This window comes from Aeromicrobium sp. (assembly GCF_025965075.1).
Taxonomy (GTDB): Bacteria; Actinomycetota; Actinomycetes; order Propionibacteriales; family Nocardioidaceae; genus Aeromicrobium.
The window spans coordinates 1-25,225 of record NZ_JAOPXQ010000093.1; the positions used below are offsets into that span (position 1 = coordinate 1).

General features: G+C 70.6%; 23 protein-coding genes and 3 tRNA genes. 20 read left to right on the plus strand and 6 right to left on the minus strand.

From position 1 onward, the window contains the following. Positions 1–2: 2 nt before the first annotated feature. Positions 3–73 (minus strand) — tRNA-Cys (locus tag JWQ91_RS05930). Between the two features lie 27 nt (positions 74–100). After that, a tRNA-Gly gene (locus tag JWQ91_RS05935) sits at positions 101–172 on the minus strand. Between the two features lie 84 nt (positions 173–256). Here JWQ91_RS05935 and JWQ91_RS05940 point away from each other — a divergent pair. From JWQ91_RS05940 to JWQ91_RS05975, 8 genes are all read left to right on the plus strand, one after another. After that, on the plus strand, positions 257–1,090 hold the full coding sequence (locus JWQ91_RS05940; protein ID WP_297781938.1) for an aminotransferase class IV: 834 nt from the start codon (positions 257–259) through the stop codon (positions 1,088–1,090). 53 nt (positions 1,091–1,143) lie between these two features. Next, positions 1,144–1,440 carry a hypothetical protein gene (locus tag JWQ91_RS05945; protein WP_297781940.1) on the plus strand — a complete coding sequence of 99 codons (297 nt, stop codon included), beginning with the start codon at positions 1,144–1,146 and terminating at the stop codon, positions 1,438–1,440. Then, entirely contained in the window at positions 1,440–2,102 is a 663-nt protein-coding gene (locus tag JWQ91_RS05950) for a hypothetical protein (RefSeq protein ID WP_297781941.1), read from the plus strand. The genes JWQ91_RS05945 and JWQ91_RS05950 overlap by 1 nt, the downstream gene beginning before the upstream one ends. Then, positions 2,099–3,868 (plus strand): putative T7SS-secreted protein, encoded by a 1,770-nt coding sequence (locus JWQ91_RS05955; protein ID WP_297781943.1) that lies wholly within the window; start codon positions 2,099–2,101, stop codon positions 3,866–3,868. The genes JWQ91_RS05950 and JWQ91_RS05955 overlap by 4 nt, the downstream gene beginning before the upstream one ends. Then, positions 3,865–4,524 (plus strand): hypothetical protein, encoded by a 660-nt coding sequence (locus JWQ91_RS05960; protein WP_297781944.1) that lies wholly within the window; start codon positions 3,865–3,867, stop codon positions 4,522–4,524. Before JWQ91_RS05955 ends, JWQ91_RS05960 begins: the two co-directional genes overlap by 4 nt. After that, complete coding sequence (locus JWQ91_RS05965; protein ID WP_297781946.1) at positions 4,521–5,327, plus strand: hypothetical protein; 807 nt, start codon at positions 4,521–4,523, stop codon at positions 5,325–5,327. Before JWQ91_RS05960 ends, JWQ91_RS05965 begins: the two co-directional genes overlap by 4 nt. 38 nt (positions 5,328–5,365) lie before the next feature. Beyond that, positions 5,366–5,437, plus strand: a tRNA-Val gene (locus JWQ91_RS05970). A 428-nt stretch (positions 5,438–5,865) separates the two neighbouring features. Further along, positions 5,866–7,116: a sigma-70 family RNA polymerase sigma factor gene (locus JWQ91_RS05975; protein WP_297781947.1), complete on the plus strand. Its 1,251-nt coding sequence runs from the start codon at positions 5,866–5,868 to the stop codon at positions 7,114–7,116. Positions 7,117–7,122: 6 nt separating this feature from the next. Here the strand turns inward: JWQ91_RS05975 and JWQ91_RS05980 are convergent, their stop codons facing one another. The 3 genes from JWQ91_RS05980 to JWQ91_RS05990 are packed head-to-tail and all read right to left on the minus strand — an operon-like array spanning position 7,123 to position 9,759. Continuing rightward, positions 7,123–7,725 (minus strand): acetoacetate decarboxylase family protein, encoded by a 603-nt coding sequence (locus JWQ91_RS05980; RefSeq protein ID WP_297781948.1) that lies wholly within the window; start codon positions 7,723–7,725, stop codon positions 7,123–7,125. Continuing rightward, positions 7,722–9,164, minus strand: a complete 1,443-nt coding sequence (locus tag JWQ91_RS05985; protein ID WP_297781949.1) for an NAD(P)/FAD-dependent oxidoreductase — start codon at positions 9,162–9,164, stop codon at positions 7,722–7,724. Before JWQ91_RS05985 ends, JWQ91_RS05980 begins: the two co-directional genes overlap by 4 nt. A 13-nt stretch (positions 9,165–9,177) precedes the next feature. Beyond that, complete coding sequence (locus tag JWQ91_RS05990; RefSeq protein ID WP_297781950.1) at positions 9,178–9,759, minus strand: TetR/AcrR family transcriptional regulator; 582 nt, start codon at positions 9,757–9,759, stop codon at positions 9,178–9,180. A 56-nt stretch (positions 9,760–9,815) separates the two neighbouring features. Between JWQ91_RS05990 and JWQ91_RS05995 the strand changes: the two genes are divergently transcribed. Continuing rightward, on the plus strand, positions 9,816–11,510 hold the full coding sequence (locus tag JWQ91_RS05995) for a GMC family oxidoreductase (protein WP_297781951.1): 1,695 nt from the start codon (positions 9,816–9,818) through the stop codon (positions 11,508–11,510). A 9-nt stretch (positions 11,511–11,519) separates the two neighbouring features. Here the strand turns inward: JWQ91_RS05995 and JWQ91_RS06000 are convergent, their stop codons facing one another. Next, a complete protein-coding gene (locus tag JWQ91_RS06000; protein ID WP_297781952.1) occupies positions 11,520–13,883 on the minus strand; it encodes a PAS domain S-box protein in 2,364 nt (787 codons plus the stop codon). 129 nt (positions 13,884–14,012) lie between these two features. On the opposite strand from JWQ91_RS06000, the gene thrS reads away from it, so the two are divergent. From thrS to ruvB, 11 genes are all read left to right on the plus strand, one after another. Further along, positions 14,013–16,001, plus strand: coding sequence for a threonine--tRNA ligase (gene thrS, locus JWQ91_RS06005; RefSeq protein ID WP_297781953.1), 1,989 nt, complete (start codon positions 14,013–14,015; stop codon positions 15,999–16,001). Next, positions 16,001–16,537: an HIT domain-containing protein gene (locus JWQ91_RS06010; RefSeq protein WP_297781954.1), complete on the plus strand. Its 537-nt coding sequence runs from the start codon at positions 16,001–16,003 to the stop codon at positions 16,535–16,537. The genes thrS and JWQ91_RS06010 overlap by 1 nt, the downstream gene beginning before the upstream one ends. 8 nt (positions 16,538–16,545) lie before the next feature. After that, positions 16,546–17,178 (plus strand): phosphatidylinositol phosphate synthase, encoded by a 633-nt coding sequence (pgsA, locus tag JWQ91_RS06015; protein ID WP_297781955.1) that lies wholly within the window; start codon positions 16,546–16,548, stop codon positions 17,176–17,178. Between the two features lie 93 nt (positions 17,179–17,271). Further along, positions 17,272–18,297: a diiron oxygenase gene (locus JWQ91_RS06020; protein ID WP_297781956.1), complete on the plus strand. Its 1,026-nt coding sequence runs from the start codon at positions 17,272–17,274 to the stop codon at positions 18,295–18,297. 3 nt (positions 18,298–18,300) lie between these two features. Then, entirely contained in the window at positions 18,301–19,956 is a 1,656-nt protein-coding gene (locus tag JWQ91_RS06025) for an FAD-dependent oxidoreductase (RefSeq protein ID WP_297781957.1), read from the plus strand. 153 nt (positions 19,957–20,109) lie between these two features. Further along, entirely contained in the window at positions 20,110–20,958 is an 849-nt protein-coding gene (pdxS, locus tag JWQ91_RS06030; RefSeq protein ID WP_366521356.1) for a pyridoxal 5'-phosphate synthase lyase subunit PdxS, read from the plus strand. A gap of 474 nt (positions 20,959–21,432) precedes the next feature. Continuing rightward, positions 21,433–22,032 carry a pyridoxal 5'-phosphate synthase glutaminase subunit PdxT gene (gene pdxT / locus JWQ91_RS06035; RefSeq protein ID WP_297781959.1) on the plus strand — a complete coding sequence of 200 codons (600 nt, stop codon included), beginning with the start codon at positions 21,433–21,435 and terminating at the stop codon, positions 22,030–22,032. A gap of 31 nt (positions 22,033–22,063) precedes the next feature. Next, on the plus strand, positions 22,064–22,825 hold the full coding sequence (locus tag JWQ91_RS06040) for a YebC/PmpR family DNA-binding transcriptional regulator (RefSeq protein ID WP_297781960.1): 762 nt from the start codon (positions 22,064–22,066) through the stop codon (positions 22,823–22,825). Between the two features lie 83 nt (positions 22,826–22,908). Beyond that, positions 22,909–23,436 carry a crossover junction endodeoxyribonuclease RuvC gene (gene ruvC / locus JWQ91_RS06045; RefSeq protein ID WP_297781961.1) on the plus strand — a complete coding sequence of 176 codons (528 nt, stop codon included), beginning with the start codon at positions 22,909–22,911 and terminating at the stop codon, positions 23,434–23,436. Beyond that, positions 23,433–24,023: a Holliday junction branch migration protein RuvA gene (gene ruvA / locus JWQ91_RS06050; RefSeq protein WP_297781962.1), complete on the plus strand. Its 591-nt coding sequence runs from the start codon at positions 23,433–23,435 to the stop codon at positions 24,021–24,023. The genes ruvC and ruvA overlap by 4 nt, the downstream gene beginning before the upstream one ends. A 20-nt stretch (positions 24,024–24,043) precedes the next feature. Further along, entirely contained in the window at positions 24,044–25,105 is a 1,062-nt protein-coding gene (ruvB, locus tag JWQ91_RS06055; RefSeq protein ID WP_297781973.1) for a Holliday junction branch migration DNA helicase RuvB, read from the plus strand. Positions 25,106–25,225 lie beyond the last annotated feature (120 nt).

The window sequence follows — 25,225 nt, forward strand, 5'->3', positions numbered from 1 at the left end:
CGAGGTGGGTACGGGATTTGAACCCGTGTAAACGGATTTGCAGTCCGTTGCCTCGCCTCTCGGCCAACCCACCGCTGGATGGGTATGGAGACCCTCTCCGAGCGGACAACGAGATTCGAACTCGCGACCCTCACCTTGGCAAGGTGATGCTCTACCACTGAGCTATGTCCGCACTCGGCACCTGTTCGGCGCCGAGATGAAACATTAGCCGATCCTTCGCCGTCCCCCCAAACCGGGGTCCGCGTAGCGTTGGGGCATGAGGACATGGTTCAACGGCCGCCTGCTGCAATCTCCGGACGAACGCGTCGTCAGCCCGCTCGACCACGGCATGATCGTGGGCGACGGGGTGTTCGAGACGATCCAGATCAGCGACAACCAGCCGTTCGCGCTGACCCGTCATCTCGACCGGCTCGTGAGGTCGGCGGAGGGCCTCGGGATCGGCAAGCCCGACATCGGCGCGATCCGCGAGGGCATCGCCGCGACGATGGAGGGCCAGGACATCGGCTTCGGCCGGATCCGGGTCACCGTCACCTCCGGCCCGGGCCCGCTCGGCTCGCCGCGGGGGAGCGAGGGGCTCACCCAGGTCGTCATCGCCGAGCCGTCGACCCGGCCTCCGGACGTCGCGAGCATCGTCACGGTGCCGTGGCCGCGCAACGAGCGTGGCGCGCTCGCGGGTCTCAAGACGACGTCGTACGCCGAGAACGCCCTGATGATCGAGCACGCGTACGCCCGAGGGGCCAGCGAGTCGGTCCTGCCCAACACCGCCGGGATGCTGTGCGAGGGGACGGGCTCCAACGTCTTCTACGTCGTGGGGGAGCAGCTCGTGACGCCGACGCTGGCCGCCGGCCCGCTGGCGGGCGTCACCCGGGCCCTGGTCCTCCAGTGGTGTGCCGGCGAGATCGACGTCGTCGAGCGTGACGCCCCGATCGACGTGCTCCGGACCGCCGACGAGGTCATCCTCGTCGGGACGACCCGCGACGTGCAGGCGATCGCCAAGGTCGACGACCGTGAGCTGCCGGCCCCCGGGCCGATCACCCGCCGAGCCCAGGAGATCTGGGCCCGCGAGGCCGCCAAGGGCATCGATCCCTGATCCTCCGTGCGGCCTCGGTTGCCCGCGAGCGCGGGCGACGACAGGATGGACCCGTGGCTGATCTCTCGGTGGACGTCGTCGGGCTCCAGACCCTCGCCTCGACGCTCGAACGTGTCAAGGACGGCCTGGACCGCACGCGGGACGTCATCGACGACGCCGAGTCGGAGCTGGGGTCGAACGAGCTGGCGAACGCCCTCGACGACTTCGAGGACCACTGGGACGACGGCCGCGGCCGGATCAAGAAGAACATCGACGGCACCGTCGAGGCCCTGACCCAGTCGGCGCAGGCCTACATCGACACCGACGTCGAGCTCGCGGCGGCGTTCGACGAGAAGCCGGACGCCGGCTGATGCCGGTCAGTGCCGCGCGGGGCCTCGAAGGACGCCTCGGCTACACCATCACGGTGCCCGACAGCTGGTACGAGGTCGACTGCGAGCCGGCGACGCGCGGCGACGCGATCCGCCGCCTGGTCGAGGACCGGGTGCGCGGCACCGATGAGCTGTGGGAGCAGCGGCACGCGATCGCGCAGGTGCTCCTCGAGCAGGCGAGCCGGGCGCACGAGGCCGGCGCGACGTACTGCGCGGGCTTCGCGATGCCGACGCCGGAGGGCACCGTCTCCGGGTCCGTCACGGTCTCGCTCGTCATGAACGCCCAGCGCCAGGCCGGCGAGGGCGCGGTCGACCTCCGCGGCTCGTTCGTCCAGGTGCCGCGGGATCCGGACGACCCGACCGAGCCGTACGCCGTGACGTCGGTCGTCGACGTGCCGGGCATCGGCGACTCCCCGCGCTCCAGCGGGATCGAGGACGCCCAGCTCGGTGACGGCCACTTCCTGCGCAACGTCTTCATGATCACGGCGGTGCCCGTCGACGACGTCGATCGCGTGTTCCTGGTGGCGCTCAGCTCACCGGTCATCGCGCTCGCGGACCCGTTGCTGGACCTGTTCGACGCCGTCACCAGCACCTTCCGCGTCGTGCGGATCGACGCCGACGAGCTTCAGGGGGAGCCCGCATGAGCAGACCACAGGACTGGCAGGACGTCCTTGACATCGACGACCCCACCCCGGGCGAGGTGTCGACCGTCCGCCAGGTGGGTCGCACGTGGGAGCGGATCGGCGACGACGCCGAGTACGCCGAGTCGCGCCTGCGCGGCCTGATGGGCGACGCGGCGGTCGTGTCGTGGATCGGCAAGGCCGGCAACACGTTCCGCGAGCACTCCTCGGAGCTGCCCGACCAGCTGCGCAAGTGCAAGGAGTCCTACCATCAGGCCGCCGACGCGATGAGCTGGTGGGCCGATCAGCTCGGCAGCCACCAGACCGATGCCGGTCGGGCGCTCCAGGACGGCCGCGAGGCCAAGGCGGACCTCGAGGCGGCCCAGCAGCAGCTCGACGCCGCCGCCGACGTGCTGAGCGCCGCCGCCGGAGCGGGCGCCCTGCACCTGCACAACGTCCCGGACGACCTCAAGCCGTCGTCCGACGACATCACCAAGGCCCGCAACAAGCTCGACTCGGCCGAGCGCGCCAAGGGCAGCGCCCAGACGCTGGTCGACAACGCGCAGGCCCGGCTCGACGCGGCCCGCCGCCTCGCGCTCGACGCGGGGGACCTGCGCAAGCAGGACGGGCGGACCGCCGCCGACAAGGTGCGGGACGCCGCCGACGCCGGCATCAAGCCGCGCTCGCGCTGGCAGAAGATCAAGGACGGCGCCAAGGCCGCCTGGGACGTGCTCGTCGAGGTCGCGAAGATCGTCGTCGCGGTGCTCGGCATCGTCGTGCTGATCATCGGCGGCCCCCTCGCCTGGGTCGTGCTGGCCGCGGCGCTCATCGTGCTGGCGGACACCCTCATGAAGTACGCCAAGGGGGAGGCGAGCCTGCTGGACGTCGGCCTGGCCGCCCTGTCGTGCATCCCCGGCACCAAGGGCCTCACGACGCTCAAGGAGCTGACCGCCGCGTTCAAGGCCGGCGGCATGCTGGGTGCGGCCTCGCACCTGACGGTCGCGGTCAAGGGCATGGTCGTCAACCTCGCGGCCACCGCCAACGCCCTGCGCCGCAACTTCCTGCCCGGCATGCAGAAGATCGCCCAGGTCTTCGGCGAGGGCGGCGCGTCGAGCTTCGCGAGCCTGCGGACGTCCCTGAAGACGATCAGCGCGACGTTCATGGAGGCCCGGTCCGGCGGCTCCACGATGGCGGAGTCCGCGCAGGCCTGGCAGGGCACCAGGCCCTTCGCCGGCGTCGACGACTACGCCGACACGATGCTGGACGCGGGACGCCAGCTGGAGGCCGGCTGGCCCGGCCTCAGCAACTACGCCGTCGACGGCGGCACCGCGGCGTCGCACGGCAATGACGCCGGACAGGTCTGGGAGGGCGTCCAGGTCGGGCCCGGCGCAGCCGACGGCGCGCACCCCGGCTACCGCGACTCGATGGTCACGCTGCACGTCAACAGCCCCACGCCCGCCGCCAGCGGCACGACGCTGGCCAACCCGCAGTTCGGTCCCGGCGGCGAGACGCAGTACTTCCTCGACATCAAGGACGGGATCGCGAGCGGCAACATCACGGTGCTCGACCACGGCGGCAGCCCGATCCACATCCCCGACGGCACACCGGCCAACCAGGTCGAGGTGATCGTCAGCAACGCGCTCGGCGGACCCGGCCCGATCCAGCTCAGCGGCGCGCACAGCCCCAACTACACGCACGTCATGTCGCAGGAGAACATCAAGAGCACCGACTCGGTCAGCCTGATCCTGCAGGGCACGGGCTACGCCTCGGCGGGGGCGGGGGCCCGATGAGCACGCGGACGTTCGCCACCAAGTGGGACTTCCTCTACGCGACGCTGCTCGTCGGTGTCGACACCACCGCGGGTCGCCTCTTCTCCACGGCGTCCGCGTCCGGCGAGCCGCTCCTGTGCCTGTGGAGCGACCCCGACGCGGCGCTGGCGGCACTGCCCGAGGGCTACCGGCTCCTCTCGACCCCGGTCCGCCCGCGCCTGGCCGAGCTGCCCGACGGGATCGGCGTCGTGGTGGACCCCGACACACCGACGGGAGTCGTGATGGACCCCGACTACGCCCGGCAGCTCAAGCGGTTCACCGACCCCTTCCCGGAGGGGACCCACCTGACGTTCAAGGTCTGGCCCGACCTGCCCCGGCGGGCGGTCGAGGAGATCCGGGCCGGCATGGGTGACTACTCCTTCGTCGACAAGGTCTGGGCACTGATCTACAGCATCGACGACAGTCCGTGGATCGGCTGCCTCGCCTATGCCACGGATGCCGGCATCGAGGGGCAGGAGTCGGTCGTCGGCGCGCTCACCCGGGCGCTCGACGACTCCGGCACACCGGCCTCCCTCGGCGTGCTGGGCGTCCAGGTCATGTCGGTCGACGACCTGCAGCCCGACGTGCGGACGGCCGTGCTCGAGCAACCGACGATCTTCGCCGCCGCGTCCGCGTGAGGCCCGCGAGTCCCGCCGAGGGCATGGGCATCCTGCAGCCCGTCCTCGATGCCGAGGCCGCCCGGGGCAACTCCGCCTCGGTCGACGTCGAGCGCCGGCTCGTGCGGGGCGACCCGCCCCAGGCGCAGCTGGCCCGGCCGATCGACCGGGCCGCTGTGTCGGCCCAGTTCGACCTTGGCCCGCTCGTCGCGTGGTGGCCGCGTGCGCGGGGAGTGTTCGACCTCGTCGACATCGTGACCGGGACGACGATTCGCAGTGGGGAGCCGAGCCCGGTCAGCTGGTGGCGCCGACGGTCGTCCGCCCCCGCCGCGTCCGGGCCGGGTGAGCGTCTGGGCTGGCTGGCCGGCGACCCGCGCATCGGCCCCTCGGCGACCGGAGTCGTCACGACGTACGAGCGGCGGGCCAGGGTCCACGTCTCCGGCTCGGCGACCGAGGCGCTCGCCGGGATCGCCGAGGTCATCGCCGCAACGGACGCCGGCATGGAGCTGCCGGACTGGTTCGCCGCCCGGCTCGCCCCGGAGCGCGACGACGAGGACTGGAAGGCGTACTTCCGCGAACGAGACCGTCTGGAGCAGGCCGAGTGGAAGGTGTCCGGCTGGTCGACCCGGTGGACCGAGCGGGGCTGGCGACGGGCCATGGCGCCGGGGGAACGTACGTGGCAGTGGGTCGGCGCCGAGGTTGCCCACGACCACGCGTTCGACGTCACGGTCGAGGTGGTCGACGGTGCGCCGATCGGCTCCCTCAAGTGGCTCCTGCACACGGTCGGCGCGCTGCGGTGCGGACCGGCGGGGTCGGACGCCTGAGGCGGAACCGGGTAGGTTAAGGTCTTGTGGCACGTGAGGGGCGATTGGCGCAGTGGTAGCGCGCTTCGTTCACACCGAAGAGGTCACTGGTTCGAACCCAGTATCGCCCACCCCCTTGATGCAGCAGCGAGGCCGGATCCCCTGAGTGGATCCGGCCTCGTGCTCGTTGCGGACCGACGATGAGCGGTCGGGGTCGTCGGGGCTGCCTCGACCCCTCATGCTCCGTCCCCGGCACGCCCCGGCGGCGGCCGGCGTGGGGCCCGTGGGGCTCGTGTGGCGCCAGGGGCAGAGGGTCACGATTTCCCGGCACCGCAATCAGAACCGGCATGTTGTGCACATGTCCTAGATCACTGGCCGGTCCGCCTGCGGGATTTTGTTTCTCGTGCAACTATTTAGCAACTGCAACTAGCGGTTACAGGGGATGACGGCACCACCAACGCCTGAGTCCTCGCAATATTTCCAGGGGAGCACGGTCGTGGATTCTGCGCGCACAACTGAGGTTGACGAGGCTGACGCCTCGCTCGAGTCACCGGATGGCATGGAGGTGCTCGACGACGGGGAGCTCCTGCGGCTGACCCGCGAGGGCAGCAACGAGGCGTATGCGGTGCTGTACGACCGTTATGCCTACGGCGCGCGCCGGCTGGCACGCCACCTGGGCCAGCGCGAGGAGTCCGAGGACGTCGTGGCCGAGGCCTTCGCCCAGGTGCTCGACCTGCTCCGTCGTGGCAAGGGTCCCGACCAGGCCTTCCGGGCCTATCTCTTCACGACGATCCGGCACGAGTCGGGCCGGCGCGCCAAGGCCAACAAGCGCGTCATGCCGACCGACGACGACAGCCAGATCGACACCGTCGTGCCCTTCGGCGACGGCCAGCTCGACGCGTTCGAGAAGACCACGGTCCGCGCGGCGTACGAGTCACTGCCCGACCGCTGGCAGACCGTGCTGTGGCAGCTCGACGTCGAGGGCCGCAAGCCCCACGAGATCGCGGACGCGATGGGCCTCAAGCCCAACACCGTGTCGGCGCTCGTCTACCGGGCCCGCTCCGGCCTGCGTGACGCCTACCTCCAGCAGCACGTCAACCCGACCGACCAGCCCTCCGAGGCCGTCTGCCGCGACGTCCGCCGGCTGCTGGCCGGGGTCGTGCGCCGCACCGCGACGATGCGCGACCAGGAGAAGGTCCACGCGCACCTCGAGACCTGCGACGCGTGCGTCGCGATCCACCTCGACCTGCAGGAGGTCAACCGCGAGGTCGGCGCGGTGGCGGCCACGTCAGTCGCCGCGACGTCCGTCGGCGGTGGCTTCGTCCTGGCCGCGACCCACCTGGTCACCGCCGCCAAGGGGACCCTCGTCGCCCTCGCGCTGCCGGCGGCCGCCGCGGTCGCGACCGTGACACTCGTGACCGGCTCGCTGCCTGCCACGCAGGATCACGTGGCGACGCACCAGGCCGCGCGGGTGCTGCCGGCTGCGTCGGTCGACGCAGCCGAGCCCGCCGAGCGGGCGGTGCCGCAGCCGCGCACCACGCCGGAGCGCTCCCGGGCTGCCGCACCCGCGACGACGCCCGCCACGCCACCCACCGCGGTGAGGGGGCCGGCGGCCGCCGCGGCCGCGCCGAGAGCCACCACCGGGGCGCCCGTGGCCGCCGACGTGAAGCTCGCCGGCGTGGTGACCGCCTCGGTGAGGACTGATCCCGTGGCCGCCCTGGCCGCCGTGGCGCGACCCGTGGAGGACGTGCCAGAGCGAGTTGCGCCACGCACGACCGCGGCCGTCAAGCAGCTCGTCGACGGCCGCTGACGGGCTCTACGTGCCCTTGCGGCCGAACATCAGGGCGAACGGTCGGACGGCGAGCGTCACGAGCGGCTTGCGCCCGGCGAGGAAGCCGATCGGTCCGTCCGGCGTGAACGACCACCGCGCCCCCGCGAGGCCGAGCCTGGCCCGGCCGGCGACAGGGGAGACCTGCAGGGTGCCGGCGCGGTCCTGAGCGATCCGGAACGCGAGCGGCAACCGCCAGGGCAGGCGACGTACCGCCCGCAGCGCCAGCGAGCCGATGCCCTCGGCGACGTACGTCCGGTGGGGCGTGACCCGGAAGTCCGCCAGGTCCTTGGGGATCGCCCACAGCTCTCGGCCACCGTCGCGGGAGTCGGCGGAGTTGACCCAGATGTGCGTGATGGACACGCGCAGCCGCCAGCCCTCGCGGACGAGGACCGTCGCCATGATCTCGTCGTACGTCAGGGGGCTCGGCTCCTCGTAGACGAAGAACGCCGCCGACACGATGCCCCGCCCGAAGATCGTGATCGGCCTGGTCGCCGGCGAGTGCGGCGCGGGCAGGTCGGCACGCGGCACGAGCCACGCGCCGACATAGGCATGGCCGTGCAGGTCCCACGGCTCGGCGGGGTAGCTCATGCCCACTCGAAGGAGTCGGGCTCCAGCGCCTTGGTGCGCTGGGCGTACGGGTGGGTCGATCCGGGCCAGTTGGAGGTGATGCGGCCCGACGCGTGGCGGTACCAGCTGTCGCAGTGCGCCCACACCGAGTGGCCCAGCTGGTCCTGGATCTCCCGGTCGTACGCCTCCTCGGCCTCCGGGGTGACCGCGACGGTCCGGTAGGAGCCGCTGCGGAGCCGGTCGATCGCCTGTCGCATGTGCCGGGCCTGCGCCTCGAGCATGTAGATGATCGAGCCGCCACCGAGGTTGGTGTTGGGGCCGTAGGTGACCAGCAGGTTCGGGAAGTGCGGGACGTAGATGCCGAGATAGGCCCGGGCGCCGTCAGCCCACTGCGCGGCGAGCTTCTGGCCGCCGACGCCGGTGATGTCGATCGACTCGAGGAACTCCTGCGCGTCGAAGCCTGTCGCGTAGATGATGACGTCGACCTCGTGGACCGTGCCGTCGGCCGCGACGACGCCGGTCGGGGTGACCTCGGTGATCGCCTCGGTGACCAGGTGGACGTGCGGCTGGGCGATCGCCGGGTAGTAGGTGTTGGCGAACAGGATCCGCTTGCAGCCGACGGGGTAGTCCGGGGTCAGCTTGGCCCGCAGGTCGGGGTCCTTGATCTTGTGCTGGAGGTGCTTGAGCGCGACGGTCTTGATGACCTTGCCGACCCGCGAGTCGTCGTCGAGACCGCGGGAGAACTGCTCGCCGAACGTCCACCACGTCGCCCGCTCGCCGACCAGGGCGCCCGGGAGGTGCCGCAGGACCCGGCGGTAGTGGTGGCCGAAGGTCTGGTCGGGCTTGGGCAGGATGTACGAAGGGGTCCGCTGGAACACCACGACCTCGGCCGCCTGCTCGGCGACGTGCGGGATGAACTGGATCGCGCTGGCTCCGGTGCCGACGACGGCGACGCGCTGCCCCGTCAGGTCGACGTCGTGGTTCCAGCGCGCCGAGTGGAACGAGATCCCCTCGAACAGGTCGACGCCGGGGATCCGCGGCAGGACCGGCTGGGACAGCTGGCCGACCGCGGTGACGAGGACATCGACGGTCTGCTCGGTGTCGTCGGCGAACCGGACGGTCCACGTCGTGCTGTCCTCGTCGTAGTGCGCCGCGACGACCTCGGTGCCGGTCTGCACGAGCGGCGTGATGCCGTACTTGTCGGCGGTCGCGCGGATGTAGGCCAGGATCTGCTCCTGGCCGGCGTAGCGCGAGGACCAGTCGGGGTTGGGCTCGAAGGAGAACGAGTAGAGCGGGGACGGTACGTCGCAGGCGGCGCCGGGATACGTGTTGTCCCGCCACACGCCGCCGATGCTGTCCGAGCGCTCCCACAGGCGCAGGTCGGTGTGACCGGCCCGCTGGAGCTCGATCGCCACGGCCAGCGCGCCGAAGCCGGAACCAATGATGCCGATCGAGGTCATGAGTCTTCTTCCGTCATGGGGATTCCTTCTGGACGAACAGCAGGACGCTGTCGGTGAGCAGGCCGAGGGCCTCGTCGCGCGTGAACGTACCGCGCTGGAGCCACTCGCGGCAGACCGCCTTGGTGAGGGCCGCGGTCGGTCGCAGGCGGGCCCGCAGCCGGGGGGTGTCGGGCAGGCCGAGGGCGTCCAGCACGAGCCGGGCGGCCCGGTCGTCTGCCTCGTCGACGACGGCCTGGATGTCCGAGCTGCCATGCAGGTTGGCCGCACCGCTCGCGCTGATCCAGGCCTGGCCGTAGGTCGTGGCGGCGTCGAGGATCCAGCTCATCGTGAGCCGGGCCCGCTCCTCGAGCGACTTGCCGTCGTAGTCGGGCAGGGCCTGCGTCGGCATCAGGATCGACTCGCGCATGACCTGCAGGAACAGCTCGCGCTTGTCGCCGAAGTAGTGGTTGATCAGCCCGCGGGCGACGCCGGCGGCCTCGGCCACCTCGGCGGTCGACACGTCGTCGTACGCCCGGTCGGAGTAGAGCACACGCGCCGCGTCGATGATCTGCTGGCGGCGCTCGGCCGGGGCGAGGCGCAGGCGGGTGGCGGTCACGCATCCAGTCTCACCGCCTATTGGCAGAGTGTCAACAAGCACCGTATGGTGTGTCCATGAGTGAGCATGACTACGACGTCCTGGTGGTGGGTTCGGGGTTCGGCGGCAGTGTCGCGGCGCTGCGTCTGACGGAGAAGGGCTACCGGGTCGGGGTCATGGAGGCCGGTCGCCGGTTCGCCGACGACGAGCTGCCCAAGAGCAGCTGGCACGCGACCCGCTACCTCTGGGCGCCGTGGGCGCGGTGCTTCGGCATCATGCGCATCACCCTGCTGCGGGACGTGCTGATCGCGAGCGGCACGGGCGTCGGCGGCGGCTCGCTGGTCTACGCCAACACGCTCTACGAGCCGCTCGACGCGTTCTACCGTGACCGCCAGTGGGCGCACATCACGGACTGGAAGGACGAACTCGTCCCGCACTACGAGCAGGCCAAGAAGATGCTGGGCGTCTCGACCTACCCGGGCTGGAGCCCCGCCGACGACCGGCTCGAGGCACTGGCCAAGGACTACGGCGTGGCGCACACGTTCCACCCCACCGCGGTCGGCGTGCTGTTCGGCGACACCCCCGGCGAGACCGTCCCGGATCCGTTCTTCGGCGGGGCCGGCCCCGACCGCAAGGCCTGCATCGACTGCGGCGCCTGCATGACGGGGTGCCGGCACAACGCCAAGAACACCCTGGTCAAGAACTACCTGCACCTCGCGGAGGGCGCCGGTGCCGAGGTCCACCCGATGACGACCGTCACCGACGTCCGCCCGCGCCGCAAGGGCGGCTACGAGGTGCGGACCCGGCGCACCGGCAACGCGCTGCGCCGCAAGACGTACACCGCCGAGCACGTGATCTTCGCGGGCAACGCCCTGAGCACCCAGACTCTGCTCCACCGGCTGCGTGCGACGTCGCTGCCGAAGCTGTCGGCACGGATCGGCGAGCTGAGCCGCACCAACTCCGAGGCCGTCCTGACCGCGCGGTCGATGCGCAAGGACGCGGACTACACGCAGGGCATCGCGATCACCTCGTCGTTCCACCCGGACGAGCACACGCACGTCGAGGTGTGCCGGTACGGCCACGGGTCGAGCGCCCTGGGACTGATCAACGCGCCCCTGGTCGACGGTGGGCACGGCGGCTCGCAGCTCACGGCGGTCTGGAGGGCGTACCGCGCGCTGGGTCTGCGCCGGGCGATCGCGATCCACGACCCGCGCCGCTGGGCCGAGCAGTCGATCGTCGTCCTGGTGATGCAGACGCTCGACAACTCGATCACGACGTACGTCAAGCGGGGCCTCCTCGGCCGCCGGATGACGAGCAAGCAGGGCGTCGGCGACCCCAACCCGAGCTGGATCCCGATGGCCAACCAGGTCACCCGCGACCTGGCGGCGGACATGGAGGGCAACGCCGGCAGCTCGACCGCCGACCTGGCCGGCATCCCGATGACGGCGCACTTCATCGGTGGCTGCGTCATCGGGGAGACGCCCGAGGCAGGCGTCATCGACCCCTACCAGCGGGTGTTCGGCTACGACGGCCTGCACATCACGGACGGGTCAGCGATCACCGCCAACCTGGGTGTCAACCCGTCGTTGACGATCACGGCGCAGGCCGAGCGCGCGATCGCGCTGTGGCCCAACAAGGGCGAGGTCGACCAGCGGCCGGCGCTCGGTCAGCCGTACGTCCGCGTCGCCCCCGTGGCCCCGATCAGCCCCGCCGTCCCGGCGGGCGCACCGGCCGCGCTCCTGCTCCCGGTGCCGGTCGTGCCGAAGCGCTGACGCCGGCCGTCAGGCCACCGGGATCGTGAGGACGAAGGCCCCGGCGGGGGAGTCCTGGCCCGGCTCCTCGTAGACCGCGTCGCCGCCGTGGGCCCGGGCCAGCTCCCGGACGATGAACAGGCCGAGCCCGGTGCCGCTGACCTCGTCGCCGGTCGCGAACCGCTGGAACAGCCTGGAACGCACGTCGGGACGCACGCCGGTGCCGGAGTCCGCGATCCGGATCCGGCCCACGTTCCCGGTGGCGCCGATGTCGATCATGATCGGTGCCCGCCCGTGGTGCACGGCGTTGTCGAGCAGGTTGTCCGCGACCTGTGACAGGCGGGACGGATCCGCCAGGACCTCGACGTCCTCCTGGCCGGTCACCTCCACCTCGACGTCACCGTGCTTGCTCCGCAACGAGCTGACCGCGTTGCGGATGATCGGCCCGAGCGGCGTCGGCTCGATCTCGAGCCGCAGCGAGTTGGCGTCCAGGCGGGACGCCGTCAGCAGGTCCGCCAGCAGGCGTCGCAGGCGGTCGGCGCTGCTCGTCATGCCGTCCAGCAGGGTCAGCCGGTCGGACTCCGTCAGGTCCTGCCAGTGCCGGGCGAGCGTGTCGGCCGACCCGCCGAGCACCGCGACGGGAGTCCGCAGCTCGTGCGCCGTGACGGCGAGGAACTGGGACTGGTCGGCGGCGGCGTGGCGCAGCCGCATGTTGAGCGACTGCAGGACGTCGTTGGTGTCCGACAGGGCGTCGGAGGCCTGCTCACGTTCCTGCTGGACGCGCCGGCGATCCGTCGTGTCGCGGGTGATCTTGGCGAAGCCCAGGTGCGTACCGATGTCGTTGAACACCGCGGTGATCACCACGTCGGCCCAGAAGCGGGACCCGTCCTTGCGGATCCGCCAGCCCTCCTCGGCGTACTGACCCTCGCGGAGGGCCGTCTCGAGCTCGTGCTCGGGATGGCGCGCTCCGATCTGGTCCTGCGGGTAGAACACCCGGAAGTGCTGGCCGATGATCTCGTCGGCGGTGTAGCCCTTGGCCCGTTCGGCGCCGGCGTTCCAGCTCACGACGTGGCCCTCGGGATCGAGCATGAAGATCGCGTAGTCGCGCACCGCGTCGACGAGCAGCCGGAACCGCTCCTCGCTCTGTCGCAGGGCTTCCTCGGCCTCCCGGCCCGGCGTCACGTCACGCGTGACCTTGGAGAAGCCGACGTGGTTGCCGGCATCGTCGAAGACGGCGGTGATGAGGACATCGGCCCAGAACTGGGACCCGTCCTTGCGGACCCGCCAGCCCTCCTCGGCGTAGTGTCCGTCGCGCATCGCCATCTCGAGCTCGCGCTCGGGATGTCCGGACTCCTCGACCTCGGCGGGATAGAACGTCCGGAAGTGCCGGCCGATGATCTCCTCGGCGCGGTATCCGCTGGTCCGCTGCGCCCCGGCGTTCCAGCTGACCACGTGGCCCTTGGGATCGAGCATGAAGATCGCGTAGTCCTCGACCACCTCCACGATGAGGCGGAAGCGCTCCTCGCTGCGGCGCAGCTCCTCCTCGGCGGCGCGCTGCTCGGTGATGTCCCGCAGCTGCAGGAAGATGTAGAGCGCCTGGCCGGACGAGTCGCGGACCGGGGCCAGCGTGGCGAGGGCCCGACGGCCGCCGTCGCCCGAGATCGGGTGCTCGACCTGGACGAGGTCCTTGCCCAGCGCGTTGGCGTGGCGCAGTCCCTCGTCGAGGAGGTCGCCGTGGCCGGCCATGAGCGTCGCATAGTCCATGCCGACCAGCTCCTCGTACCGGCGTCCGACCAGATGGCCCAGCGCCCGGTTGGCCCGCACGATCCCGCCGGTGAGGGTCAGGGTCGCCATGCCGATCGCGGCCTCGTCGAAGACCTCCCGGAAACGCTCGAGGTGCTCGTCGAGCACCCGACGCTCCTGCACCTCCGCCAGCTCCGCCAGGTGGGGGTCCGGTCCGAGCACCGGCTCGGCCCCGGCGGGCTCGGCCGCGTCCCGCGGGACCTCGGGCTCGGCGGGAGCCTCAAGGACCCGGAGGAGCTGCTGGACGACATCGTCGAGGCTGCTGGACTTCTCGATCAGTGCGGCGGCACCCATGTGACGCGCCTCCCGGTCCAGACCGCTCTCCTCGAAGCCGGTGAACACGACGACCTTCGTGGTGGGGGAGACGGCGAGGACGCCCGGCAGGGCGTGCAGGCCGTCCATCGTCGGCATCGACAGGTCCAGGAGCAGGAGCTCGGGCCGGTGCTGGTGCGCCAGGCCGATCGCCTCGGTGCCGTCGGCCCCCTCGCCGACGACCCGGAAGTGCCCGGAGAGCTTGAGGTGCGTCCTGATGAGGGCACGCACCTCGGAGGAGTCGTCGATCAGGACGACCGCTGGGAGCGAGTTCTCCATGGGACGAGGTTAGACGGCACGGGACGATACGCACCCGCAGGAGTCCAGAAGGGCGGGATCCCGCCACCGGAGGGGGGCGATAGGCTCGGTCCAAGCAGCACGCGCCATCCGTAGGGCGCGTCATCATGAATGGAGTGCACCGTGTCCGACATCCAGATCATCGCGAACGGCGAGGCGAAGACTGTCGAGAAGGGCACGAAGGCCTGGCAGCTGTTCGCCGACACCCCCGAGATCATCGCGGCGCGGGTCGGTGGTGAGCTCAAGGACCTGGCGCACGAGCTCGGCGAGGGTGACACCGTCGAGGGCGTCGCGATCGGCTCCAAGGACGGCCGGGACATCCTGCGGCACTCGACCGCGCACGTCATGGCGCAGGCCGTGCAGGAGCTCTTCCCGCAGGCCAAGCTCGGCATCGGCCCGCCGATCACCGACGGGTTCTACTACGACTTCGACGTGGCCGAGCCGTTCGTGCCCGAGGACCTCGTCAAGATCGAGTCGCGCATGCGCAAGATCGTCAAGGAGGGTCAGAAGTTCGACCGCCGCGAGATCAGCGACGACGACGCCCGCACCGAGCTGGCCGACGAGCCATACAAATTGGAGCTGATCGGCCTCAAGTCCAAGGCCGGTGACGCAGCGGAGGGGGCGAACGTCGAGGTCGGCGAGGGTGGCCTGACGATCTACGACAACCTCAAGCGCGACGGCTCCGTGGCGTGGGGCGACCTGTGCCGCGGCCCGCACCTTCCGACCACCAAGCGCATCCCGGCGTTCACGCTCATGCGCTCGGCGGCGGCCTACTGGCGCGGCGACGAGAAGAACAAGCAGCTGCAGCGCATCTACGGCACCGCCTGGGAGACCAAGGAGGCGCTGGAGGAGCACCTGTTCCGGATCGAGGAGGCGCAGCGGCGCGACCACCGCCGCCTCGGCACCGAGCTCGACCTCTTCAGCTTCCCCGATGAGATCGGGTCCGGGCTGCCGGTGTTCCACCCCAAGGGTGGCGTGATCAAGCGGGAGATGGAGGACTACGTCCGCCGCCGGCACATCGAGGAGGGCTTCGAGTACGTCGGCACCCCCCACATCGCCAAGGAGAGCCTGTTCTACACCTCGGGCCACCTCCCGTACTACGGCGAGGGGATGTTCCCCCCGCTCGAGCTCGACGGTGGCGACTACCGCCTCAAGGCGATGAACTGCCCCATGCACAACCTGATCTTCCGCTCGCGCGGCCGGTCCTACCGGGAGCTGCCGCTGCGGCTGTTCGAGTTCGGGCACGTGTACCGCAACGAGAAGTCGGGCGTCATCCACGGCCTGACCCGCGTCCGCGGCTTCGCGCAGGACGACTCGCACTCGTACGTGACCCCCGAGCAGGCTCCCGACGAGATCCGCCACCTGCTGAACTTCGTGCTGAGCCTGCTGCGGGACTTCGGCCTCGACGACTTCTACCTCGAGCTGTCGACCCGCGACGACTCCAAGCCGGACAAGTTCATCGGCTCCGACGAGGAGTGGGCGGTCGCGACCAAGGTGCTCGAGGACGTCTGCCTCGAGAGCGGCCTGGAGCTCGTCCCCGATCCGGGTGGCGCGGCGTACTACGGCCCCAAGGTCTCGGTGCAGGCTCGCGACGCGATCGGCCGCACCTGGCAGATGTCGACCATCCAGTACGACTTCAACATGCCGTCCGCCGAGCGCTTCAACCTCGAGTACGTCGCGGCCGACGGCTCGCGCCAGCAGCCCGTCATGATCCACTCGGCCAAGTTCGGCTCGATCGAGCGGTTCATGGGCGTGCTCGTCGAGCACTACGCCGGCGCCTTCCCCCCGTGGCTCGCCCCCGTGCAGGTCGTCGGCATCCCGGTCGCCGAGCGGCACGCCGACTACCTGTACGAGCTCGCGAAGCGGCTCAAGACCCTGGGCATCCGGGTCGAGGTCGACGACTCCGACGAGCGGATGCAGAAGAAGATCCGCAACGCGCAGCTGCAGAAGGTGCCGTTCATGCTGATCGCCGGCGACAACGACATCGAGGTCGGTGCCGTGTCGTTCCGCTACCGCAGCGGCGAGCAGGAGAACGGTGTGGCGCTCGACGACGCCGTCGCCCGTATCGTCGAGGCGATCCAGACCCGGGTCCAGGTCTGATGTCCGACGTGCAGGACGGCGTGGGGGAGCCCGACGCGTTCGAGCGGCTGTGGACGCCGCACCGCATCCTCTACATCAAGGGGGAGAACAAGCCGACGACCTCCGACGAGGCCGACTGCCCGTTCTGCCGCATCCCCGCGATGGACGACGCGGAGGGGCTGATCGTCCACCGTGGCGAGGTGGCGTACGCCGTGCTCAACCTGTATCCGTACAACGCCGGCCACCTGCTGATCTGCCCGTATCGCCACGTGTCGGACTACACCGACCTGACCGACGACGAGACCGCCGAGGTCGCGGTGCTGACCAAGCAGGCGATGCGGGTCATGCGGACCGTGACCAGCCCGCACGGCTTCAACCTGGGCATGAACCAGGGGAGCGCCGCCGGAGCCGGCATCGCCGCGCACCTGCACCAGCACGTCGTCCCCCGATGGGGTGGCGACGCCAACTTCATGCCCGTCATCGGGCACACCAAGACCATGCCGCAGCTGCTGGGCGACACCCGCGAGATGCTCGCGAACGCCTGGCCCGAGGAGTAGACAAAGACATGCTCGAACGCTTCCGCCAGTTCTGGACCAACGTCTGGGCCCCGCTCGCCGACCTCCTGCTCCGGCTCGGGGTCAAGCCCGACTGGGTGACCTGGGTCGGCACGATCGGCGTCAGCGCCGGCGCCCTGTGGTTCTATCCCCGCGGGCAGTTCCTCGTCGGCACGCTGGTCATCACGGCCTTCGTGTTCAGCGACATCATGGACGGCTACATGGCCCGCAAGTCGGGGCAGTCGTCCAAGTGGGGCGCATTCCTCGACTCCAGCCTGGACCGGGTCGCCGACGCCGCAGTGTTCGCAGGGCTCGTCATCTACTACTCCCGCAGCGGCGCCGAGACCGACCTGGGCAACGCGTCGACGTACCTCTACCTCAGCCTGGCCTGCCTGGTGCTGGGCAACCTGACGTCGTACACCCGCGCCCGCGCCGAGGGGCTCGGCATGACCGCGAAGGGCGGGATCGCCGAGCGCGCCGACCGCCTGGTCGCGATCCTCGTCATGACGGGGCTGTCCGGGCTGTTCGACCTCCCGCTGCTGCGCGAGATCACCCTGTGGGCGCTCGCCGTCGCGAGCCTCATCACGGTCTTCCAGCGCATGGCCATCGTGCACAAGCAGGCGGTCGGGTCGCCCGAGCTGTGAATGTGACATCGCCTATGGGACATAGGCGTTGACACATACCCTGGGTATGGCGCATGCTGGCGGAGCCCGCCACCGCCCGACCCAGGAGCCCCGATGTCCCAGACGCTCGACCACCAGCCAGCCGAACTGCCGGTCATCCCGGCCGACGTCACCCCCGAGCGCTATGCCGAGATCCTGCGGGGGCTCTCGCAGGCCTCGGTCGACCGGCACTTCGACGCCTTCCTCGACATCGACTGGGAACACCCGGACTTCCAGGTCCGCGCCGACGACCCGCGTTGGGTGCTGCCGACCGACGTCGACCCGCTCGGCAGCCACCCGTGGTACCTGGCGCAGCCGCTCGACCGGCAGATCGCGATCGGGCAGTGGCGTCAGGCCAACATCCTCAAGGTCGGGCTGCAGTTCGAGAACATCCTGATCCGCGGCATCATGCAGTACGTCTTCACGCTCCCCAACGGCTCGCCGGAGTATCGCTACCTCACCCACGAGGCGACGGAGGAGTGCCACCACACGCAGATGTTCCAGGAGACAATCAACCGGATCGGTGTCCAGGTCGAGGGCATGCCGTGGCTGATGCGCAAGGTCGCCGGGCTCCTGCCCTGGGCCGGCTCCGCGGTCCCGTTCGCGTTCTTCATCGGCGTGCTGGCGGGGGAGGAGCCGATCGATCACACGCAGAAGGGGATCCTGCGGAGCGGCAAGGACCTGCCCCCCATCCTGTCGCGGGTCATGGAGATCCACGTCGCCGAGGAGGCGCGGCACATCTCCTTCGCGCACCACTACATCCGTCGCAACGCCCCCCGGCTCGGTCCCGTCGAGCGGGCCGTCGTGGCGATGTTGTTTCCCGTCATCATGCGGGTCCTGTGCGACGTCATCATGGTGCCGTCCCGGTCGTTCCGGCGGGAGTTCGGCATCCCACGGTCGGTCATGAAGGACGTCTACTGGAGGGCGCCGGAGTCGCGCGAGCGTCTGCAGGAGCTGTTCGGCGACGTGCGGATGCTTGCGGACCAGGCGGGGCTGCGCCGGAGCCGGGTGGCCCGGCTGATGTGGAGGCTGTGCCGCATCGACGGTCGCGCGTCGCGCTATCGCAGCGAGCCGCCCGTCGCGTTCGCCACCCGGGACTGACCCGTGACCCACGTCGTCACCCAGGCGTGCTGTGGCGACGCCTCCTGCGTCTTCGCCTGCCCGGTCAACGCGATCCACCCGACTCCCGACGAGCCGGACTTCGGCCTGGCCGAGATGCTCTACATCGACCCGGTCTCGTGCGTCGACTGCGGTGCGTGTGTCACGGCATGCCCCGTGGGGGCGATCGCGCCGGCGGACAGTCTGACCCCCGAGCAGCTGCCGTTCGTCGACGTCAACGCGCTCTTCCACGCCGAGCCGCGGTCGTACCCGCCGCAGGCGCCCGTCCCCCCGCTCGTCCGCAAGCACGCACCCGGAGTGCTGAGGGTCGCCGTCGTCGGGGCCGGGCCCGCCGCGTTGTACGCGGCCGACGAGCTGCTCAAGCGACCGCGTGTCGAGGTGACGGTGATCGAGCGGCTGCCGACCCCGCACGGACTCGTCCGGTCCGGGGTGGCCCCGGACCACCCGGCTACGCGGACGGTCGACGGCCTGTTCCGCCAGATCGAGGACCAGCCGGGCTTCACGTACGTCCTGGGGGTCGACGTGGGTCGCGACGTCTCGCACGCGGAGCTGGCCGCGCACCACCACGCCGTGGTCTATGCCACCGGGGCCTCGAAAGACCGGACCCTGGGCATCCCGGGGGAGGATCTTCCCGGCAGCACGACGGCCACGGCGTTCGTCGCCTGGTACAACGGCCACCCTGACCACGTGGACGACTCGTTCGACCTGAGCGGCGAGCGCGCCGTGGTCGTCGGCAACGGCAACGTCGCGCTGGACGTGGCCCGCATACTGACCACCGATCCGGAGGCGCTGGCCGGCACCGACATCGCGGACCACGCGCTGGACGCGCTGCGGGCGAGCAACGTGCGTGAGGTCGTGCTGCTGGGCCGCCGCGGTGCTGCCGAGGCGGCGTTCACCTTGCCGGAGCTCCTCGGCCTGGTGGAGCGCGACGACATCGACGTGGTGGTGGAGGGCGCGGATCTCGACGAGGCCGTCGACGACCCGATGGTGGCCCAGAAGCTCGCGGTCCTCCGGTCGGCGCACGAGCGCCCCGCCCGACCCGGCACACGAAGGATCGTCCTGCGGTTCGCGACCTCGCCAGTGGAGCTGACGGGCGGCGGGCGTGTCCGCGGTGTGGCGACGAGGCGCAACCGGGCCGTCGGGGGAGGAGCCTTCGAGCCCACCGATGACCGCTCCGTCCTGTCGACGGGGCTCGTGCTCCGCTCGATCGGCTACCGAGGCGTGCCCGTGCCGGGCGTGCCGTTCGATCCCGACGCCGGGATCATGCCGAGCGTGGGCGGGCGGGTGACCGGTGCCCCCGGCACGTACGCCGTCGGGTGGGTCAAGCGCGGACCGTCCGGGTTCATCGGCACCAACAAGTCGTGCGCCCAGGAGACGGTCGACCGTGTGCTCGAGGACTGGAACGCCGGGCGCCTCGCCGAGCCCTCCCGGACGCCGCGTTCCATGCGGGCGCTGGTGGCCGCGCGACGACCCGAGGCCATCGGGGTGCGTGGATGGCGGGCGATCGACGAGCAGGAGCGGCGAGCCGGGGCCGAGCGGGGACGTCCGCGGCGCAAGCTCGTGCGGATCGAGGACCTGCTCCGGGCCGCGGCACCCTCGGTCGAACCCCGACGCCGGCTGAGAGACCTCCTGGGCCGCTGAGGGCCGGCGGTCGCCTCGTCCGGCATGTGTCCGCCGGGATCATGACAGGAGCAGCCCAGTAGACTGGAGGCCACCATCCAGGGTCATATCTCGAAGGACACAGCAGTGAGCAACGAAGCAACCACGGTCGGCACCTCCCGCGTCAAGCGCGGCATGGCGGAGATGCTCAAGGGTGGCGTCATCATGGACGTCGTCAACGCCGAGCAGGCCAGGATCGCCGAGGACGCCGGCGCCGTCGCCGTCATGGCCCTCGAGCGTGTGCCCGCTGACATCCGGTCGCAGGGCGGCGTGGCCCGCATGTCCGATCCCGACCTGATCGACGGCATCATCGCGCAGGTCTCGATCCCCGTGATGGCCAAGGCCCGCATCGGCCACTTCGTCGAGGCGCAGGTCCTGCAGTCGCTCGGCGTGGACTACATCGACGAGTCCGAGGTCCTGACCCCGGCCGACTACACCAACCACATCGACAAGTGGAACTTCACGGTCCCCTTCGTCTGTGGCGCGACCAACCTGGGTGAGGCGCTGCGTCGTCTGACCGAGGGCGCGGCGATGATCCGCTCCAAGGGCGAGGCCGGCACCGGTGACGTCTCCAACGCCACGCAGCACATGCGCAAGATCGGTGGCGAGATCCGCCGGCTGCAGTCGCTGTCCGAGGACGAGCTGTTCGTCGCGGCCAAGGAGCTGCAGGCGCCCTACGAGCTGGTCAAGGAGGTCGCCGAGAACGGCAAGCTCCCCGTCGTCCTGTTCACCGCCGGCGGCATCGCGACCCCGGCCGACGCGGCCATGATGATGCAGCTCGGCGCCGAGGGCGTCTTCGTCGGCTCGGGCATCTTCAAGTCCGGCAACCCCGCCCAGCGCGCCGAGGCCATCGTCAAGGCCACGACGTTCTTCGACGACCCGGACGTCATCGCCAAGGTCTCCCGCGGTCTGGGTGAGGCCATGGTCGGCATCAACGTCGACGACATCCCCGAGCCCCACCGCCTCGCGGAGCGTGGCTGGTAGTCAGCAGCCTCGCGCGTGGAACGCCCCGGCCGAAAGGCCGGGGCGTTTTGTCGTCTGGGGGCCCGCCCGCAAGATGGTGCCACTTCTGGCTGATCTGGGGCGTTCAGAAGGTCGACAAGTGGCGACATCCCGGGGGTCCGGGGGCACATCGAGCTCGACGTCATACACCGTCCTCCTGGTAGTGGTCGGAGTCTGCGGCTGACCAGGACCTCTGACTCTGTAGCCACTACCGGCCGAGGGGTATGCTTTCTCTACTGAGCGCGAGAGGTATGGGAGTGCCTCGCATCGCGTCTCAGTGACAGAGGGAGCTCGGCCGGTTGGGCGTTCGCGTCCGGCCTGGCCACTCACTCCGTTGAACCCGATCGGGAGGGAATTCCGAGAGGGAGCGGCGGCGGTGGCGTATCCCCTGGAGATTCGTCTCTCACGCTGCCGCCGTCGTCAAACGATGAGCACCTCCTTCGATAGGCTCGCCGGGTGTCTTTCCCCTCCATCGGCGTGTTCGCGCTGCAAGGTGATGTCCGCGAGCACCTCCGGACGCTGACCGACCTCGGCGTGGACGCGTTCACGGTCCGGCGCCCCGAGGAGCTGGCCCGCTGTGACGCCCTGGTGCTGCCGGGCGGCGAGTCCACGACGATGTACAAGCTCGCGCGGACGTTCGACCTGTTCGAACCGCTGGTCGAGCGCATCCAGAGCGGCATGCCGACCTTCGGCACGTGTGCGGGCATGATCATGCTCGCGGACCGGATCAAGGATGGGATCGTCGGTCAGGAGACCCTCGGTGGGCTCGACATCACGGTCCGCCGCAACGCCTTCGGGCGGCAGGTCGACTCGTTCGAGGGCGACATCGCCTTCGACGGATTCGACGGTCCCGTGCACGCCGTGTTCATCCGCGCACCCTGGGTCGAGTCGACCGGTCCTGAGGTCGAGGTCCTTGCGACGGTCCCCAGCGGCCCGGCGGCCGGTAGAATCGTGGCCGTTCGACAGGGCAACCTGATGGCGACGTCATTCCACCCCGAGGTGGGCAGTGACGACCGCATCCACCGTTACTTCGTCGACCTCGTCCAGCAGTCGTAGGAATCCGCCGCAGCAGAAGGGGGCGCCACCCATGTCAGGCCACTCGAAATGGGCGACCACCAAGCACAAGAAGGCCGTCGTCGATGCCAAGCGCGGCAAGATGTTCGCCAAGATGGTCAAGAACATCGAGGTCGCCGCTCGCATGGGCGGACCGGACCCCGACGGCAACCCGACCCTCTATGACGCGATCCAGAAGGCCAAGAAGTCGTCGGTCCCCAAGGACCACATCGACCGGGCGGTCAAGCGTGGCGGCGGCGTCGGCGCCGACGCGGTCGACTACATCACGATCATGTACGAGGGGTACGCCCCCGGCGGCGTCGCGCTGCTGGTCGAGTGCCTGAGCGACAACCGCAACCGGGCCGCGATGGAGGTACGCACCGCGATGACCCGCAACGGCGGCACGATGGCCGACCCGGGCTCGGTGTCGTACATGTTCCACCGCAAGGGCGTCATCATGGTGCCCGCCGAGCAGGAGGGCGGCGAGACCAACGAGGACGACGTGCTGCTCGCGGTGCTCGATGCCGGCGCCGAGGAGGTCAACGACCACGACGGCAGCTTCGAGGTCATCTGCGAGGCCACCGACGTGGTCGCGGTCCGCACGGCGCTGCAGGAGGCCGGGCTCGACTACGACTCGGCCGAGGTCGCGTTCGTCCCGACCGTCACGGTCGAGGTCGACGTCGACGCCGCGACCAAGATCATGAAGCTCATCGACGCGCTCGAGGACTGCGACGACGTGCAGACCGTGTTCGCCAACTTCGACGCCTCCGACGAGGTCATGGCCCAGGTCGAGTGACCCCGGCGCGTCGCCCTCACGCTGACGGGGGAGCCGTCTAGGCTGTCGAACATGCGTTCGGTATGCACGGCGGCGGTCTCCGCATGAGGGTGCTCGGGATCGACCCCGGTCTCACCCGGTGCGGTGTCGGCGTCGTCGACGGCACGGTGGGTCGACCGCTGACGATGGTCCACGTCGGTGTGTTCCGCACCCCGGCCGATCTCGACACCGCTCGCCGGCTGCACCAGCTCGAGCAGCTCGTCGAGGCCAGCGTGCTGCAGCACCGCCCCGACGTCGTCGCGGTCGAGCGCGTCTTCAGCCAGCACAACGTGCGAACGGTCATGGGCACCGCCCAGGCCTCCGGCATCGCGATGCTCGTCGCCGCCCGGCACGGCATCCCGGTGCACCTGCACACGCCGAGCGAGGTCAAGGCCGCGGTCTCCGGCAACGGCCGCGCCGACAAGGCGCAGGTCACCCAGATGGTCACCCGCCTGCTGCGGCTGACCGAGGCGCCCAAGCCCGCCGACGCCGCCGACGCGCTCGCGCTGGCGATCTGTCACATCTGGCGTGGGGGAGCCCGCAACCGACTCGAGCAGGCCATCGAGGCCCAGAAGCAGGGAGCACGCCGATGATCGCCCATGTCCGCGGACCCGTCGCCGCCGTCACCATGACCGCCGCGGTCATCGACGTCGGGGGAGTCGGCATCCAGGTCATGTGCACGCCCGGCACGATCGCGACCCTGCGCCTGGGCCAGGAGGTCCAGCTGTCGACCTCGATGGTCGTGCGCGAGGACTCGCTGACGGTGTTCGGCTTCGCCAGCACCGACGAGCGCGACATGTTCGAGCTCGTGCAGACCGCCAGCGGCGTCGGGCCCAAGGTGGCCCAGGCGATGCTCGCGGTGCTCGATCCCGACCGGCTGCGCCAGGCCATCGGCCAGGGCGACCTGGCGACGCTGACCAAGGTCCCCGGCATCGGCCGCAAGGGCGCCGAACGGATCGTCGTGGAGCTCAAGGACCGGGTCGGCGTCACGACGGTCGTCCAGGCCGGAGCTCCGGCGTGGCGCGGCCAGGTCCACGAGGCGCTGCTGGGTCTGGGCTGGTCGGCGCGCGACGCCGACGCCGCCCTCGACCGGGTCGCCGCCGACCTGCCCGCCGGCACGGACCCCGACGTCTCCACGATCCTGCGCGACGCACTCCGCTCCCTGGCGAAGGCCCGCTGATGCACGACGACACTGAATTCATGGGTGGGGGCGACGAGACCTTCGAGGCGATCGTGGCCGAGGCCGGCCCCGAGGACCGCGCCTTCGAGGCGGCGCTGCGTCCGCGCACGCTCGACGAGCTCATCGGCCAGGAGCGGGTCCGCGAGCAGCTCACGCTGATGCTCGAGGCCGCCGTCGCCCGCGGACGCACGCCCGACCACGTCCTGCTGTCCGGCCCGCCGGGGCTCGGCAAGACCACGATCGCGATGATCATCGCCCACCAGCTCTCCGCGCCGCTGCGCATCACGAGCGGCCCGGCGATCCAGCACGCCGGCGACCTGGCGGCGATCCTGTCGGGCATCAACGAGGGCGACGTCCTGTTCATCGACGAGATCCACCGGATGTCGCGGCCCGCCGAGGAGCTGCTCTACATGGCGATGGAGGACTTCCGGGTCGACGTCATCGTCGGCAAGGGACCCGGCGCCACCGCGATCCCGCTGGAGATCCCACCGTTCACGGTCGTCGGCGCCACGACCCGGGCGGGCCTGCTGCCGAGCCCGCTACGCGACCGGTTCGGCTTCACCGCCCAGCTCGACTACTACGACGCCGGGGAGCTGCACCGCATCGTCGACCGATCGGCCGGGCTGCTGGGCCTGGAGGTCACTGACGACGGCGGCCGGGAGATCGCGTCCCGCTCGCGCGGCACACCGCGCATCGCCAACCGGCTGCTGCGCCGCGTGCGCGACTACGCCGAGGTGCGCGCCGGGGGAGTCGTGGACCACGACGTCGCCCGCAGCGCCCTGGCCCTCTACGAGGTGGACGAGCTCGGCCTGGACCGGCTCGACCGGGCCGTGCTCGACGCGCTGTGCCGCAGCTTCGGCGGCGGACCGGTCGGCGCCTCGACCCTGGCGGTCGCCGTCGGCGAGGAACGGGAGACCGTCGAGGAGCTCGCCGAGCCGTTCCTCGTACGCCTGGGGTTCCTCGCCCGCACCCCCCGCGGGCGGGTCGCCACGGCCGCGGCATGGCGCCACCTGGGCCTGGCGGCACCCGCCGGCGTGGACCAGCTGTCGTTCGACCCGGCGCCCGGCCCCGCACCGGACTGACCCCACCGGCGCGCCGGAAGGTGAGGCAGGCCACCATGAATTGGTTGCCGGGATAAACTGACCGGCGGCCCACCGGCCACGTCCGCCATGAGGCGGACCCACACTCATCCGTACGGGAGC

Bases quoted from the DNA above. Each gene is read 5' to 3' on its own strand.
- JWQ91_RS06000 (WP_297781952.1), bottom strand. From the start codon at position 13,883: ATGGAGAACTCGCTCCCAGCGGTCGTCCTGATCGACGACTCCTCCGAG.
- JWQ91_RS06020 (WP_297781956.1), top strand. From the start codon at position 17,272: ATGTCCCAGACGCTCGACCACCAGCCAGCCGAACTGCCGGTCATCCCG.
- ruvA (WP_297781962.1), top strand. From the start codon at position 23,433: ATGATCGCCCATGTCCGCGGACCCGTCGCCGCCGTCACCATGACCGCC.
- JWQ91_RS05950 (WP_297781941.1), top strand. From the start codon at position 1,440: ATGCCGGTCAGTGCCGCGCGGGGCCTCGAAGGACGCCTCGGCTACACC.
- thrS (WP_297781953.1), top strand. From the start codon at position 14,013: ATGGAGTGCACCGTGTCCGACATCCAGATCATCGCGAACGGCGAGGCG.
- JWQ91_RS05940 (WP_297781938.1), top strand. From the start codon at position 257: ATGAGGACATGGTTCAACGGCCGCCTGCTGCAATCTCCGGACGAACGC.
- JWQ91_RS05995 (WP_297781951.1), top strand. From the start codon at position 9,816: ATGAGTGAGCATGACTACGACGTCCTGGTGGTGGGTTCGGGGTTCGGC.
- ruvB (WP_297781973.1), top strand. From the start codon at position 24,044: ATGGGTGGGGGCGACGAGACCTTCGAGGCGATCGTGGCCGAGGCCGGC.
- JWQ91_RS06010 (WP_297781954.1), top strand. From the start codon at position 16,001: ATGTCCGACGTGCAGGACGGCGTGGGGGAGCCCGACGCGTTCGAGCGG.
- JWQ91_RS05980 (WP_297781948.1), bottom strand. From the start codon at position 7,725: ATGAGCTACCCCGCCGAGCCGTGGGACCTGCACGGCCATGCCTATGTC.
- pgsA (WP_297781955.1), top strand. From the start codon at position 16,546: ATGCTCGAACGCTTCCGCCAGTTCTGGACCAACGTCTGGGCCCCGCTC.
- pdxS (WP_366521356.1), top strand. From the start codon at position 20,110: ATGGCGGAGATGCTCAAGGGTGGCGTCATCATGGACGTCGTCAACGCC.
- JWQ91_RS06040 (WP_297781960.1), top strand. From the start codon at position 22,064: ATGTCAGGCCACTCGAAATGGGCGACCACCAAGCACAAGAAGGCCGTC.
- ruvC (WP_297781961.1), top strand. From the start codon at position 22,909: ATGAGGGTGCTCGGGATCGACCCCGGTCTCACCCGGTGCGGTGTCGGC.
- JWQ91_RS05955 (WP_297781943.1), top strand. From the start codon at position 2,099: ATGAGCAGACCACAGGACTGGCAGGACGTCCTTGACATCGACGACCCC.
- JWQ91_RS05960 (WP_297781944.1), top strand. From the start codon at position 3,865: ATGAGCACGCGGACGTTCGCCACCAAGTGGGACTTCCTCTACGCGACG.
- JWQ91_RS05985 (WP_297781949.1), bottom strand. From the start codon at position 9,164: ATGACCTCGATCGGCATCATTGGTTCCGGCTTCGGCGCGCTGGCCGTG.
- JWQ91_RS05975 (WP_297781947.1), top strand. From the start codon at position 5,866: ATGGAGGTGCTCGACGACGGGGAGCTCCTGCGGCTGACCCGCGAGGGC.